Source organism: Pseudomonas mangiferae (genome assembly GCF_007109405.1).
Lineage (GTDB): Bacteria > Pseudomonadota > Gammaproteobacteria > Pseudomonadales > Pseudomonadaceae > Pseudomonas_T > Pseudomonas_T mangiferae.
The window spans coordinates 125587-137955 of the sequence record NZ_VJOY01000009.1 but is presented as its reverse complement, the minus strand read 5'-3'; the positions used below and the strand labels follow the sequence as shown (position 1 = coordinate 137955).

General features: G+C 70.6%; 8 protein-coding genes. 6 read left to right on the top strand and 2 right to left on the bottom strand.

Features of this window, described 5'->3' with window-relative positions; translation table 11 throughout:
- Positions 1 to 50: 50 nt before the first annotated feature.
- Complete coding sequence (locus FM069_RS13850; RefSeq protein ID WP_143488952.1) at positions 51 to 1010, bottom strand: 2-hydroxyacid dehydrogenase; 960 nt, start codon at positions 1008 to 1010, stop codon at positions 51 to 53.
- Positions 1011 to 1161: 151 nt separating this feature from the next.
- On the opposite strand from FM069_RS13850, the gene FM069_RS13845 reads away from it, so the two are divergent.
- Positions 1162 to 1788, top strand: a complete 627-nt coding sequence (locus FM069_RS13845; RefSeq protein WP_143488951.1) for a LysE family translocator — start codon at positions 1162 to 1164, stop codon at positions 1786 to 1788.
- Here the strand turns inward: FM069_RS13845 and FM069_RS13840 are convergent.
- Complete coding sequence (locus FM069_RS13840; RefSeq protein WP_143488950.1) at positions 1772 to 2551, bottom strand: AraC family transcriptional regulator; 780 nt, start codon at positions 2549 to 2551, stop codon at positions 1772 to 1774. The genes FM069_RS13845 and FM069_RS13840 overlap by 17 nt on opposite strands.
- Positions 2552 to 2643: 92 nt before the next feature.
- Between FM069_RS13840 and FM069_RS13835 the strand changes: the two genes are divergently transcribed.
- From FM069_RS13835 to FM069_RS13815, 5 genes are all read left to right on the top strand, one after another.
- Positions 2644 to 3837 carry an MFS transporter gene (locus FM069_RS13835; RefSeq protein ID WP_143488949.1) on the top strand — a complete coding sequence of 398 codons (1194 nt, stop codon included), beginning with the start codon at positions 2644 to 2646 and terminating at the stop codon, positions 3835 to 3837.
- Between the two features lie 175 nt (positions 3838 to 4012).
- Positions 4013 to 5695 (top strand): fatty acid--CoA ligase, encoded by a 1683-nt coding sequence (locus FM069_RS13830; protein ID WP_143488948.1) that lies wholly within the window; start codon positions 4013 to 4015, stop codon positions 5693 to 5695.
- 213 nt (positions 5696 to 5908) lie between these two features.
- The gene (locus FM069_RS13825; protein WP_143488947.1) at positions 5909 to 7837 is read left to right on the top strand and encodes a DUF1302 domain-containing protein; all 1929 of its coding nucleotides are present in this window, start codon (positions 5909 to 5911) and stop codon (positions 7835 to 7837) included.
- Between the two features lie 106 nt (positions 7838 to 7943).
- Entirely contained in the window at positions 7944 to 9305 is a 1362-nt protein-coding gene (locus tag FM069_RS13820) for a DUF1329 domain-containing protein (protein ID WP_143488946.1), read from the top strand.
- 265 nt (positions 9306 to 9570) lie between these two features.
- Complete coding sequence (locus FM069_RS13815) at positions 9571 to 12369, top strand: LuxR C-terminal-related transcriptional regulator (RefSeq protein WP_143488945.1); 2799 nt, start codon at positions 9571 to 9573, stop codon at positions 12367 to 12369.

The window sequence follows — 12369 nt, the reverse complement described above, 5'->3', positions numbered from 1 at the left end:
GGATCCTCCTGGGAAAAGCCGGCGATTCTAGCAGAGCGAACGGCCCGGCCTCAGCCGCCGACCACTCGCCGGGGCGCGCCGGCGAGGAACGCCGCGGCGTTCTCGGCCAGCTGGACGACGATCCGCTGCCGCGCCTCGCGGCTGCCCCAGGCGCTGTGGGGGGTGACGATCAGCCGCGGAACGTCCGCCGCCAGCAGCGGGTTGCCGTCCTTCGGCGGCTCCTGGGACAGCACGTCGGTGGCGGCGCCGCCCAGGTGGCCGGCGCGCAGCGCATCGGCCAGGGCCTGTTCGTCCACCAGGCCGCCACGGGCGGTGTTGACCAGCAGCGCGCCGGGCTTCATCAGCGCCAGGCGGCGGGCATCGATCAGGTGACGGGTCTGCTCGGTGAGCGGGCAGTGCAGGGTCAGCGCATCCACCTGGGGCAGCAGCTCGTCCAGGGGCAGGCGGTCGGGCCGGGGTGGGCGTCCGGGCAACTGGCCCAGCAGCACGCGCATGCCGAAGGCCTCGGCCAGGCGCGCCACGGCGCCGCCCAGTTCGCCGTGGCCAAGCAGGCCGAGGACCTTGCCGTCCAGCTCGACGATGGGGAAGTCCAGCAGGCAGAACTGCGGCGCGCGCTGCCAGCGGCCCTCGCGCACGGCCTGGCGGTAGTCTTCCAGGCGGGTGGCCAGGGCCAGCAACAGCATCAGGGTGTGCTGGGCCACCGACGGCGTGCCGTAGCCCTGGCAGTTGCAGACGGTGACGCCGTGGGCGGCGGCCGCGGCCAGGTCGACGTTGTTGGTACCGGTGGCGGCCACCAGCACCAGGCGCAGCTCGGGGCAGGCGGCGAACACCGGCGCATCCAGGCGCACCTTGTTGGCGATGGCCACCTGGGCGCCGGCCAGGCGACCGGCCACCTGCTCCGGCTCGCTGGCGGGGTGCAGCTCCAGGCTGTCGAAGGCCTCGCGCAGCGGTGAGAGGTCCAGGTCGCCCGGGTCGAGTGAGGCGTGATCGAGGAAGACGGCGCGGTTCATCGGCAAGGGACCTTCTGCGGCGGGAGGAAAGGGCGGCGCGGGCACGGGCGGGGCGCCGCCATGCGCCAGGGTGCCAGCCCCATGCGAGGCTGGACAAGTGCGCCGGCGCCTGTTCAGCTGCGGGCTTTCCCGGAGCGTTCGCGGAGGCGCCATGTACTGGACCGAATTCCTCACCGTTGCCCTGATCCACCTGCTGGCGGTGGCCAGCCCGGGGCCGGACTTCGCCGTGGTGGTGCGCGAGAGCGTCGCCCACGGGTCCCGTGCCGGGCGCTGGACGGCCGTGGGCGTGGGCTGCGGGATCTTCGTCCACGTGACCTATTCGCTGCTGGGCATCGGCCTGATCGTGTCCCAGTCGCTGTGGCTGTTCAACGCGCTGAAATGGCTGGCGGCGGCGTACCTGCTGTACATCGGCATCAAGGCCCTGCGGGCGCGGCCGGCGGCGCCCGCCGAACTGGCCGACGGCCCGGCCCCGGCGCGCAGCCTGCGCGGCGCGTTCACCAGCGGCTTCGTCACCAACGGCCTGAACCCCAAGGCCACGCTGTTCTTCCTCTCGCTGTTCACCGTGGTGATCGACCCCCACACGCCGCTGCTGGTGCAGGCCGGCTACGGCGTCTACCTGGCGGTGGCCACCGGTGCCTGGTTCTGCCTGGTGGCGGCGCTGTTCAGCCAGCACCGGGTGCGTGCCGGCTTCGCCCGGCTCGGCCACTGGTTCGACCGCCTGATGGGCGCGGTGCTGGTAGGCCTGGGCATCAAGCTGGCCTTCACCAGCCTGCGCTGAGGGCCGTCTCGGCGCGCCCCAGGTAGGCCCGGGGCGCTTCCCCCAGCAGGCGCTGGAACATCGCCGAGAAGGCCCGGGCGCTGCCGTAGCCCAGGGCCGTGGCCACCGCCTGCACGCTCTGCCCGGCGTGCAGCCGTGGCAGCGCCTCGGTCAGGCGCAGCTGCTGCCGCCAGGCCTGGAAGCTCAGGCCCAGTTCCCGGGCGAACAGCCGCGCCAGGGTGCGCGGGCTGGCGCCCACCTCCAGCCCCCAGTCCTCCAGGGTGCGGTCGTCGTCCGGGGCCCGCAGCAGGGCGGTGCAGATCGCCCGCAGACGGCGGTCCTCCGGCATCGGCAGGTACAGCGGCATGCGCGTCAGGCGGGTCAGCTCGTCCAGGGCCAGGGTCCGCACCAGCCGCGCCTGGGCGTCATCCGCCTCATGGCGCTGCAGATGGATGGCGCGCAGTACCAGCTCCCGCATCAGCGGCGTCACCGCCAGCACGCAGCAGCCGTCCGGGGCGCCGGGCAGGGGGCCGCCGGCGATGAACAGGGTGCGCATGCGCACCTCGCCGGACATGAACAGGGTGTGCTCGACCCCCGGCGGTATCCACACCGCCCGGGTCGGCGGGATGGTCCAGGCGCCGCCGGCGGTCAGCACCCGCATCAGCCCCTGGGCGGCATACAGGAACTGCGCCTCGCGGTGGGCGTGGGCGGCCACCTGGGCGCCGTCGGGGTAGTCGATGGCCACGGCATGGAAGGGCGGCGGCGGGCCGAGGAGGTCGAACATGTCCGATCCGATGACCTTTCTGTCCGGTTGCGGTGAGGCGGACAACCTAGCATGGCCGTTCCTTTCCACGCCAGAACGCCCGGGACCGCCCCATGAACCGACCCCGCACCGTCATCCGTTTCGTCAACGCCGCCCATGTGCTCGACCACATGTTCATGCTGATCTTCCCCGCCGCGGTGCTGGGCATGACCGCCACCTTCGGCCTGGACTACGCCGGGCTGATCGGCCTGTCTCTGGGCGGCTTCATCGCCTTCGGCGCCTGCTCGCTACCAGCCGGCTGGCTGGGCGACCACTGGAGCCGGCGGCACATGCTGCTGGTGTTCTTCCTCGGCCTGGGCGCGGCGGCGCTGTTCACCGGCTTCAGCGACTCGGTGCCGATGCTGACCCTGGGCCTGACCCTGATCGGTGTGTTCGCCGCCATCTACCACCCGGTGGGCACGGCGATGCTGGTGGCCCATGCCACCCGCCGCGGCCACGAAATCGGCCTGAACGGCATGTGGGGCAACCTGGGGGTGGCCTTCGCCGCGCTGCTCACCGGGTTCCTCACCGCCCACTTCGGCTGGCGCGCCGCGTTCATCCTGCCGGGGGCGATCTCCCTGGCCCTGGGCCTGTGGTTCGCCGCCTGCGTGCGGGACGAGCCGTCGCCCCTGGCGGGCGCCGCGCCGCGCCGCGGCGAGGAGGCCGGCCGGGTCTCGGTGCGCCGGGTGTTCGCCGTGCTGGCGCTGGTCACCGCCACCGGCGGGGTGGTGTTCAACGCCACCACCGTGACCTACCCGAAGCTGTTCCAAGAGCGCCTCCACGACCTGCTGGCCTCGCCGGAAACCCTCGGCCTGGTGGTCAGCCTCGCCTATGCCTTCGGCGCCGTGGCGCAGTTGATCATCGGGCGCCTGCTGGACCGCTTCAGCCTCAAGGGCCCGTTCGTGCTGCTGACCCTGGCCCAGGGCCCGCTGCTCTATGCCCTGATGGGTGCCGAGGGCGGTTCGGTGGTGGTGCTGGGCGCGCTGTTCATGTTCGCGGTGTTCGGCCAGGTGACGGTGAACGACTCCATGGTGGCCCACTACGTGGCGCCGGCCTGGCAGGCGCGGGTGTTCGCCCTGCGCTACTTCGTGTCGTTCGGCGCCAGCGCGGCGGCGATCCCGCTGATCGCCTACCTGGAGCCGCGCCAGGGCCTGGCCGGGCTGTACGGGGTGCTGGCGGTACTGGGCGTGGTCACCTTCCTCGCCGCCCTGGCCTTCCCGCGTACCCCGGCGCCGATGCCGGCGGCGACCGGCAACCAGGCCGGTTAGCCTGAAAAGCGCGTGCGGCGGTGCCCACCGCCGCGTTCGCGCGCAACCGCCACCCGACACGCCACCCCCTCGGCCAGGCCGGGGAAATCACTCCTTAGGGTGATTGAGCGCCGCCGGCACCGCTCTAGAGTGCGGGCGAAGCCAAAAACAACAACCAGGCGTGCAGGTGTCGTCCATGTTGCAGACCCGAGTCATTTCGCCGGCCGAAGGCGTCCATCCCTATCCGTTGCTGATCAAGCGCCTACTGCTCTCCGGCAGCCGCTACGAGAAAACCCGCGAGATCGTCTACCGCGACCAGGTGCGCTACAGCTACGCCACCTTCGACCAGCGGGTGGCGCGGCTGGCCAACGTCCTGGTGGGCATGGGCGTGGGCCCCGGCGACACCGTCGCGGTGATGGACTGGGACAGCCACCGCTACCTGGAATGCATGTTCGCCATCCCGATGATCGGCGCGGTATTGCACACCATCAACATCCGCCTTTCCCCGGAGCAGATCCTCTACACCATGAACCACGCCGAGGACCGCTTCGTGTTGGTCAACGGCGAGTTCGCCGCGCTGTACAACGGCCTGGCGCCGCAGCTGGAACAGGTGCGCGCGACCCTGCTGCTGAGCGATGGCGACGCCGGCGGCATCGCGCTGCCCGGCCAGGTAGGGGAATACGAGGCGCTGCTGGCGGCCGCCAGCCCCCACTACGACTTCCCCGACTTCGACGAGAACTCGGTGGCCACCACCTTCTACACCACCGGCACCACCGGCAACCCCAAGGGGGTGTTCTTCAGCCATCGCCAGCTGGTCCTGCATACCCTGTCCATGGCCGGCGTGATGGGCGCCCTGGACAGCACCCGGCTGATGGGCAGCCACGACGTCTACATGCCCATCACCCCGATGTTCCACGTGCACGCCTGGGGCGTGCCCTACGTCGCCACCCTGCTGGGGGTGAAGCAGGTCTACCCGGGTCGCTACGACCCCGAGCTGCTGGTGCAGCTGTGGCGCCGCGAGGCGGTGACCTTCTCCCACTGCGTGCCCACCATCCTGCAGATGGTGCTCAACGCCGACGGCGCCCGGGACGTGGACTTCGGCGGCTGGAAGGTGATCATCGGCGGCAGCGCGCTGAACCGCAGCCTGTACCAGGCGGCCAAGGCGCGGGGTATCCAGCTGACCGCCGCCTACGGCATGTCCGAGACCTGCCCGCTGATCTCCGTGGCTCACCTCAACGACGAGCTGCTGGCCGGCAGCGAGGACGAGCGCATCGCCTACCGGATCAAGGCCGGGGTGCCGGTGCCGCTGGTGGAGGCGGCGCTGATGGACGAAGAGGGCCGGTTGCTGCCGGCCGACGGCGAGACCCGCGGCGAACTGGTGCTGCGCGCGCCCTGGCTGACCCAGGGCTACCTGGGCGAGCCGGAGAAGGGCGCCGAACTGTGGCGGCACGGCTGGCTGCACACCGGCGACGTGGCGACCCTGGACGGCATGGGGGTGATCGACATCCGCGACCGCATCAAGGACGTGATCAAGACCGGCGGCGAATGGCTGTCCTCCCTGGAGCTGGAGGACCTGATCAGCCGCCACCCGGCGGTGCGCGAGGTGGCGGTGGTGGGGGTCCCCGATCCCCAGTGGGACGAGCGGCCGTTCGCCCTGCTGGTGGTGCGCCCCGACCAGCGCCTGGATGCCCGCGGGCTGAAGGAGCACCTCAAGCCCTTCGTCGAGCAGGGGCTCATCAACAAGTGGGCGATTCCCACCCAGATCGCCCTTGTTACCGAAATTCCCAAGACCAGCGTGGGCAAGCTGGACAAGAAGCGCATTCGCGGCGACATCGCCCGCCTGCAGGCGGCGGGCGGCGAGTTCCTATCCACGTTGTAGCGGCCTTGGCGGTCACGGCGCGCCCGAGCAAACGCTTGGCGTGTTAATTGCTGGCAAGGCGCCAGCGCCGGGTGAATGCCCTGCGTGGCGCGGACTAGACCGCCCGGTCACGCCGAGCGGGACGTCGCAAATCACACTTTCGAGGGATCAGTCCTGCCTTCACGCTGGCTATAGTCCGCCAGCCATAACAAAAAAACACATGGAGTCGCGTCGATGACCACATCCAATCCGCTCTGGCGCATGGCCAAACTGCCCCTGGCCGTCAGCCTGGCGTCCACCCTGGCCGGCCCGGCGTCCGCAGTGACCTTCAACATCGGGGAAATCGAGGGCCAGTTCGACTCCTCGCTGTCGGTGGGCGCCAGCTGGGCCACCGCCAAGCCCGACAGCAACCTGATCGGCGTCAACAACGGCGGCAAGGGCCTGTCGCAGACCTCCGACGACGGTCACCTCAACTTCAAGCGCGGCGAGACCTTCTCGAAGATCTTCAAGGGCATCCACGACCTGGAGCTGAAATACGGCGACACCGGCGTGTTCGTCCGCGGCAAGTACTGGTACGACTTCGAGCTGAAGGACGAGAACCGCCCGTTCAAGGATATCGACGACCACAACCGCAAGGAGGGCGCCAAGTCCTCCGGCGCCGAGATCCTCGACGCCTTCGTCTACCACAACTACACCATCGCCGACCTGCCCGGCTCGGTGCGGGTGGGCAAGCAGGTGGTGAGCTGGGGCGAGAGCACCTTCATCCAGAACGGCATCAACTCCGTCAACCCGGTGGACGTCTCCGCGTTCCGTCGCCCCGGCGCCGAGATCAAGGAAGGCCTGATCCCGGTGAACATGTTCTACGTGTCCCAGAGCATCACCGACAACCTGTCCGCCGAGGCTTTCTACCAGCTGGAGTGGGACCAGACGGTGGTGGACAACTGCGGCACCTTCTTCTCCCAGGCCGACGTGGTGGCCGACGGCTGCGACATGAACCTGGCGGTGCTGAGCAACGACCCGGGATCCATCGCCCTGGTCAACGGCATCCTCAAGCCCTCCGGCCTGGGGGTCACCCCGTCGCCCTGGGGCGAGGGCCTGGTGGTGCGCCGCAGCGGCGACCGCGACCCGCGCGACAGCGGCCAGTTCGGCTTCGCCCTGCGCTACTTCGCCGAGGAACTCAACACCGAGTTCGGCGGCTACTTCATGAACTACCACAGCCGCCTGCCGATCTTCAGCGGCCAGGGGCCGTCGGTGGCGGCCGCCAACACCATCAACCAGATCGCCACCGGCGCCGCCGGCCTGGTGGGGGCGTCCACCGCGGCGCGCCTGGCGGCGGCGGCCATGGCCGGCAACTCCAGCTACTTCATCGAGTACCCGGAAGACATCCGCCTGTACGGCCTGAGCTTCTCCACCACCCTGCCCACCGGCACCGCCTGGAGCGGCGAGCTGAGCTACCGGCCCAACGCGCCGGTGCAGCTCAACACCACCGACATCCTCTATTCCGGCCTCAACCCCATCAGCCTCGGCGGCGTGCGTCCCTACGACAACGCCTCGGTGCTGGACGGCTACGCCGGGCAAGACCTGCACGGCTACCGGCGCAAGGAAGTCACCCAACTGCAGACCACCCTCACCCACTTCTTCGACCAGGTGATGGGCGCCGAGCGGCTGACCCTGGTGGGCGAGGTGGGCTGGACCCACGTCGGCGGTCTGGAAAGCAACTCCGAGGCGCGCTACGGCCGCGACCCGATCTTCGGGCCCGGCCCGCTGGCCGGCACCCTCACCGGCATGCCCACCTGCCAGGCGCTCAACGCCAGCACCCTGGGCGCCGCCGGTGGACCCAACGTCAGCCGCCACTGCGAGAAGGACGGCTTCACCACCTCCGACTCCTGGGGCTACCGCGTCCGGGCGATCTGGGACTACAACGACGTCTTTGCCGGGGTCAACCTCAAGCCCAACGTGGCCTGGTCCCATGACGTCGACGGCTACTCGCCCGGCCCGGGCGGCAACTTCGAGGAAGGCCGCAAGGCCATCAGCCTGGGCCTCGACGCCGAGTACCAGAACACCTACACCGCCAGCCTGTCGTACACCAACTTCTTCGACGGCAAGTACAGCACCGTGGACGACCGCGACTTCGTCGCGCTCAGCTTCGGCGTGAACTTCTAAGGCGGGACGGCGGCCGCGCGCCCGGCGCGGCCGCTTCGCTGCGACACGACACGAACGCCATCCTCGCGCGCTCCGGCGGGCGGGACTTTCGAGGAAGACTGTGCCCATGAAAACAACAAGAATGCTCCTGCAATCCCTGACCCTGTCCCTGCTGGCCGGCAGCGCCCTGGCGGCGGTGTCCCCCGACGAGGCGGCCAAGCTGGGCGCCAGCCTGACCCCCCTGGGCGCGGAGAAAGCCGGCAATGCCGACGGCTCGATCCCCGAGTGGACCGGTGGCCTGCCGAAGAACGCCGGCGCCGTGGACGCCAAGGGCTTCCTCGCCGACCCCTTCGCCAGCGAGAAACCGCTGTTCACCATCACCGCAAAGAACGTCGAGCAGTACAAGGACAAACTCACCCCTGGGCAGCTGGCGATGTTCAAGCGCTACCCGGACACTTTCACCATGCCGGTGTACCCCAGCCACCGCAGCGCCAGCGTGCCGGCCAACGTGCTCGAGGCGACCCGCTACAACGCCACCCACACCAAGCTGATCCAGGGCGGCAACGGCCTGGAGGATTTCCGCACCGCCAACCCGTTCCCGATCCCGCAGAACGGCCTGGAAGCCATCTGGAACCACATCACCCGCTACCGTGGCGGCAGCGTGCGCCGACTGGTGACCCAGGCCACGCCCCAGGCCAATGGTTCCTACAGCCTGGTGTACTTCCAGGACGAGTTCGTGTTCCGCGACCAGCTCAAGGACTACGACCCGAACAAGCCGAGCAACGTCCTGTTCTACTTCAAGCAGCGGGTGACCGCGCCGTCGCGCCTGGCGGGCAACGTGCTGCTGGTCCACGAGACCCTCGACCAGGTGAAGGAACCGCGCCTGGCCTGGCTCTACAACGCCGGCCAGCGCCGTGTGCGCCGCGCGCCCCAGGTGTCCTACGACGGCCCCGGCACCGCCGCCGACGGCCTGCGCACCTCGGACAACCTGGACATGTACAACGGCGCGCCGGACCGCTACGACTGGAAGCTGGTGGGCAAGCAGGAGCTGTACATCCCCTACAACAGCTACAAGCTGGATTCGCCGAGCCTGAAATACAGCGACATCATCAAGGCCGGTCACATCAACCAGGACCTGGCGCGCTACGAGCTGCACCGGGTCTGGCACGTGACTGCGACCCTGAAGTCCGGCGAGCGGCACATCTATGCCAAGCGTGACTTCTTCATCGACGAGGACACCTGGCAGGCGTCGGTGATCGACCACTACGACGGCCGCAACAACCTGTGGCGGGTGGCCGAGGCCCATTCCCAGTACTACTACGACAAGCAGGTGCCCTGGTACACCGTGGAGACCCTCTACGACCTGCAGTCCGGCCGCTACTTGGCCCTGGGCATGAAGAACGAGGAGAAGCAGGCCTACGAGTTCGGCTATTCCGCCTCGGAGAGCGACTTCACCCCGGCGGCGCTTCGCCAGGCCGGCGTGCGCTGATCACCCGCTGATCCCGAAAAGCCGGCCTCGTGCCGGCTTTTCGCGTTCTGGCGCCCGGGGAGGCTGTCGCGACTACGGAAAATGTCTTTTGTTGCAGTCTGCGACTTTCCGTCGCAGCTCCCGCGTAACACCCCGTCCAGGCACCTCGCCGAACGTGACCGGTGCGTCACCTTTCGCTGTCGATGCGACCGCCCTTCAAATGCGCGTTCCCAGCGGCTAGGCTCGACCTTCGCGCAGGATCGCGCTGATCCCACAAGAGGCGGAAATGACCGACCCCACGACCCCCGTGTCGCCGGACGGCCGCGCTACTACCCCGGCGGCGGACAGCCGTTTCTTCCGTCCGCCGCTGCCTGCGGGCCACCTGCCGCGGCCGCGGCTCTGCGCACGCCTGGCCGAGGGACTGGATGGGCGCCTGTTGCTGGTCAGCGCCCCCGCCGGGTTCGGCAAGAGTTCCCTGGCCATCGAGTTCTGCGAGGGGCTGCCGGCGCGCTGGCGCAGCCTGTGGGTCGCCCTGACCCCCCGCGACGCCGACCCCGGCCGGTTCCTCGAACGCCTGCTGGAAGGCCTGCGCACCTTCTTCCCCGACCTGGGCGAGAACGCCCTGGGCCTGCTCAAGCTGCGCCAGCGGCACCAGCCGTTCGGCTTCGAGGAATGGCTTGACGGCCTGCTGGACGAACTGGCCGGGCGCCTCGACCCGGCGGCGCCCCTGCTGCTGGCCCTGGACGACTACCACCTGGCGCGGGGCGCGGTGCTCGACCGCTGCCTGCAGTTCCTCCTCAACCACCTGCCCGCCGGCCTGGTCCTGCTGGTCACCAGCCGTCAGCGCCCGGACTGGCACCTGGCGCGCCTGCGCCTCAACCGGCACCTGCTGGAACTGCAGGAGCAGGACCTGCGGCTGAATGCCGAGGAGGGCGCCGCGCTGCTGGCCAGCCACGGCGCACGCCTCGACCCGGACGGCCAGGAGTGCCTGCTGCGGCGCAGCGAGGGCTGGGTCGCCGGGTTGCGCCTGTGGCTGCTGGCCGGCCGCGACGGCGCGGTCCCCGACGGCACCCCGGGGGAGCCCAGCGGCGCCGAAGGGCTGATCCGCGACTACCTGCTGGAAGAGGTCATCGAGCGGCTGCCGGCCGAGGTCCAGGCATTTCTCTACCAGACCGCCTGCCTGGAGCGCTTCTGCGCCGACCTGTGCGACGCGGTGCGCGACAGCCACGACAGCGCGGCGATCCTCCGCCACCTGCAGGCCCACCAGGTGTTCCTGGTGCCTCTGGACGAGCAGGGCGAGTGGTTCCGCTACCACCAGTTGTTCTCTGACCTGCTGCGGGCCCGCTCGCCGCAGCCCCAGGCAGGCGCCCACCTGCGCGCCTGCCGCTGGTTCAGCGCCCACGGCCTGCTGGACGAGGCGGTGGAACAGGCCCTGCGCGCCGGCCAGCCCGACGTGGCCGCCAGCCTGGTGCAGAACCTGTCCGAGGAACAGCTGCTGGCCGAGCAGAACGTCGCCATGCTGCTGCGCTGGAAGACCGACCTGCCGGACAGCCTGCTGGCCAGCACGCCGCGGCTGATCATGCTCTACGGCTGGGCCCTGGCCCTGGCCTGCCAGCTGGACGCCGCCGAGGAACTGGGCGCGCAGCTGGCGCGCTTCCTGCCGGCGCCCGAGCCGGCGGTGCAGCAGGGCCTGCTGGCCCAGTGGATGGCCCTGAGCGGGGTCATCGCCCGCGGCCGCGGTGACCTGGCCCGGGCCGAGGCCTACTGCGGCGAGGCCCTCGCCGCGCTGCCGGCGGACCGCTACGGGCAGCGCCTGCTGTGCCTCTCGGCCCTGGCCAACATGGCGGTGGCCCGCGGCGACCTGTGGCGCGCCCGCGGTCTCAACCGCGACGCCCTGGAGCTGGCCCAGCGGGTCGGCAACCCGCTGTTCGAGGCCCTGGCCCGCTACGATCGGGCGCGAGTGCTGCAGGCTCGGGGCGAGGTGCTGCGGGCTTTGGATGAGGTGCGCCTCGGCCATGCCCGCCTGCGCGACCTGCCGGCCAGGCGCTTCTACGCCGCCCGGGCGCGCCTGACCCTCTACGAGGGCTACCTGCAGGCCCTGCGCCTGAACCCCGAGAGCGCCCGCCGCCTGCTGCTGGCCGGGGTCGCCGAGGCCCGCGAATGCCGCGACGGCAGCCTGCTCATCGGCCACTGCGTCCTGGCCGGGCTGGAAGGCCGGGAAGGGCGCTTCGCCGCCGCCTTCGCCCACCTGGCCGAGGCCGAGCGGCTGATGCACATCTGGGACGTGCCGCCGATCTACTACCTGGCCATGGTCACCCTGAGCAAATGCGAACTGTGGCTGGCCCAGGGCCAGCTGGAACTGGCCGAGGCCTGGCTGGTGCGGCTGGCGGACACCTACGGCGGCGACCGCCCGGCCGCGGCGCCGGAGAGCCATCCGCAGTTGGCCCTGCACATCGACCTGCAGCACGCACTGCTGGCCCGCCAGAAGGGCGAGGCGGCCGAGGCCGAGCGACGCCTGCGGGCCCTGCTGCAACGGGCCGGTGCCAGCGGCGGCGAGCTGCTGGCGCAGAAGGTGCGCCTGCACCTGGCGCTGCTGCGGCGCGAGCGGGGCGACGACGAGGAAGCGCGTGGGCTGCTATTGGCAGCGCTGGACGCCAGCGGCGGCGGGGCGCTGCTGCCCTTCGCCGGCCTGCTGCGGCAACAGCCGGACTGGCTGCGGGACGCGCTCCAGGCGCCCGGTGGCTGCAGCGGCCACGGGGGGCGGGCGGGGGCCTGGGCCGGCGGGGACCCCAGCGCACGCGCCGATCTCCGTGATGAGTTGCTGGCCTGCCTGCCGGCGCGGGAGACGGACCCGCCAGCGACGGCCGGGGACGTCGCGACCGGTTCCACCGAGACCCTCAGCGGCCGCGAGCGGGCGGTGCTGCGGCTGATCGCCCAGGGCTGTTCCAACCAGGAGATCAGCGACCGTCTGTTCATCTCCCTGCACACGGTGAAGACCCACGCCCGCCACATCAACAGCAAGCTGGGGGTGGAGCGGCGCACCCAGGCGGTGGCCCGGGCCCAGACCCTGGGCCTGCTGGACTGA